Origin of the sequence: Shinella sp. SUS2, from assembly GCF_001262505.1 — a bacterium.
GTDB lineage: Bacteria > Pseudomonadota > Alphaproteobacteria > Rhizobiales > Rhizobiaceae > Shinella.
The window spans coordinates 1-1,949 of sequence record NZ_KQ410818.1 but is presented as its reverse complement, the minus strand read 5'-3'; the positions used below and the strand labels follow the sequence as shown (position 1 = coordinate 1,949).

The following is a 1,949-nucleotide window of genomic DNA, read 5'->3' as shown; positions in this document are numbered from 1 at the left end:
CTTGCCTGCGGTGTCGCGCAGCCAGCAAAAGCCTCGCATCTCGTCGCCAAAACGGCCCGCGCCATGCATTAAGGCGGCTAGGCGCCTGGTGCCGGTTGCTCCCGAGGAGTGAGTGGCGCCCACTTTTCGTTCCATGACGTTCGCAGCAGGAGAGGTGCTGAGCTCGTCACCGGATGATCGGTTATCTACCAACCGCTCTCCGCCGGACTTGCTTTTCCTGTCGCTTACGTTGTGGCGTCAGTGCAGGCGTGGCAACAGCCTCTTGCGCTAAACGAAGCGCACGGAGCTTTTCGGTTTTGATTTCGCGTGCCTTTGCTTCCTGCTCGATAATTCCTCTCGCAACGAAAGTGGTCGCTTCCGACTTCTGCTCCGCGCTTGCCTTCGTGGGTTTGAAGAATTGCTGTTTTGTAGCCATCATTCGTCACCTCCTTCGGGGTAATTCCGAGCGTCCGTTAGGGCCGGCCAATGGCCGTCTTCTTCTTTGGCGCGGGAATCAATCCTTCACGTTGCGCTTTCTTGCGTGCCAGCTTGCGGGCACGCCGCACGGCTTCCGCCTTCTCGCGCACTCGCTTTTCCGAAGGCTTTTCAAAGGCGCTCCGTGCCTTCATTTCGCGGAAAAGGCCTTCCCGCTGCATCTTCTTTTTCAGAACGCGAAGGGCCTGATCGACATTGTTGTCCCGTACGAGAACCTGCAAGATATTTCCTTCCGATAGCGGTCGATGCCGCTGTTATGATCTGATTACTTCCTGATCCGGATGCTCGAAGCTTTGAACCAAGGCTCTTTGTTGCTTTCAGAACCTCGCGGAGCAGGCGCCGGCCGCGCTGTTGCGCTTTCCTGTTCCTCGATATCGCTCGCAAGGATGCGGCGTTCAAACTTCTCGTCGCCAAGGCGGACTCGGTACTGGATCTCCCCGCGGTCTGACGGCCGGACACCTACAATTCGGCAGGGTCGGTTGCCTTCCGCGCGGCGGAATAGATCAGGCTTGAGCTTCACCATGTCGCCAACGGCATAAACTGTCTGGCTCATGACCAGGTCCTCGCGTAGCGTGTGGTTGAAAACAAAAAGGCCGGGCATCACCCCGACCTCTTCCTGTCGTTCGTCATCGGCGCTGCCAGTACATCCGTGGTCAGCGTCAGAGAGACGACAATTCCTTATGCTGCGCGCAGATTGTCAGCCGAGCTCTTGCCAGACTTTCGGTCCTGCACGACATCGTAGCTTACCTTTTGGCCCTCAACGAGAGAGTTGAGGCCCGCGCGTTCGATGGCGGAAATGTGCACGAAAACGTCTGTTGCACCGTTGTCGGGTGCGATAAAGCCAAAGCCCTTGGTGCTGTTGAACCACTTTACAGTGCCTGTGTTCATAACGATTTCCTTTCAATCGTTGTTGATGTCGTCGGATTGACGAACCATGTAGATCGACGATGAGAGGAGATCTGACCGGGCCACTGGGGCGATAGACAAAAGGTCACAAGCAAAGTTCGATGGGCTGAAGATAGGTTTTTCCGCAGCACAAGCAAGTTTTTATTTTTGCCAATACCCCGAGGCAGCATTTTCTTTTTGCTAAACTCCCTCATTTTCAAAGCGGTAGCGCGGGTTATTTTTTTTCGAGGAGCCTTTGGATTTCGCCGTTATTTGCCGAAGCAGGGGGCAATCCGTGCCAGGGCGGTGTGCAAGGTATTCGTCCGACGCATCGAACCGCGCCAGTCGTGCAGCTCTCGGCCGAGAGCATTTACTTTGTACGATTCGACGGCAATGAGGTGACGTTGCCCTTGGAACTTGCGTCTCTTGGCGAGATGCTGGAAACAAGGGATGGGGGTTACAAACTCTTGCGGCTCTTCGACACAATCGAAGAGCGAGGAAAATGGATTGAGTGTGAGCGCGACGAACATCCCACCTTTCCTTTTGTGATTGAGGCCGCGAGATAAGCTCCTTCATCGACAGGAGCGGAA

Annotated in this window: 5 protein-coding genes; 1 reads left to right on the top strand and 4 read right to left on the bottom strand. The window is 55.4% G+C overall.

All coding sequences use genetic code 11. The annotated features are described in order from the left end of the window. Positions 1–181: 181 nt before the first annotated feature. The 4 genes from AKG11_RS33440 to AKG11_RS33425 form a co-directional block, all read right to left on the bottom strand. Complete coding sequence (locus tag AKG11_RS33440; protein ID WP_024270346.1) at positions 182–418, bottom strand: hypothetical protein; 237 nt, start codon at positions 416–418, stop codon at positions 182–184. A 34-nt stretch (positions 419–452) separates the two neighbouring features. Then, positions 453–695, bottom strand: a complete 243-nt coding sequence (rpsU, locus tag AKG11_RS33435; RefSeq protein WP_024270347.1) for a 30S ribosomal protein S21 — start codon at positions 693–695, stop codon at positions 453–455. A 44-nt stretch (positions 696–739) separates the two neighbouring features. Beyond that, positions 740–1,027: a hypothetical protein gene (locus AKG11_RS33430; RefSeq protein WP_037406336.1), complete on the bottom strand. Its 288-nt coding sequence runs from the start codon at positions 1,025–1,027 to the stop codon at positions 740–742. Positions 1,028–1,152: 125 nt separating this feature from the next. Continuing rightward, positions 1,153–1,362, bottom strand: coding sequence for a cold-shock protein (locus AKG11_RS33425; RefSeq protein WP_023517599.1), 210 nt, complete (start codon positions 1,360–1,362; stop codon positions 1,153–1,155). A gap of 305 nt (positions 1,363–1,667) precedes the next feature. On the opposite strand from AKG11_RS33425, the gene AKG11_RS35645 reads away from it, so the two are divergent. Further along, complete coding sequence (locus tag AKG11_RS35645) at positions 1,668–1,925, top strand: hypothetical protein (protein ID WP_082343017.1); 258 nt, start codon at positions 1,668–1,670, stop codon at positions 1,923–1,925. The last annotated feature ends 24 nt before the right edge of the window (positions 1,926–1,949 follow it).

Bases quoted from the DNA above. Each gene is read 5' to 3' on its own strand.
- AKG11_RS33440 (WP_024270346.1), bottom strand. From the start codon at position 418: ATGATGGCTACAAAACAGCAATTCTTCAAACCCACGAAGGCAAGCGCG.
- AKG11_RS33430 (WP_037406336.1), bottom strand. From the start codon at position 1,027: ATGAGCCAGACAGTTTATGCCGTTGGCGACATGGTGAAGCTCAAGCCT.
- AKG11_RS33425 (WP_023517599.1), bottom strand. From the start codon at position 1,362: ATGAACACAGGCACTGTAAAGTGGTTCAACAGCACCAAGGGCTTTGGC.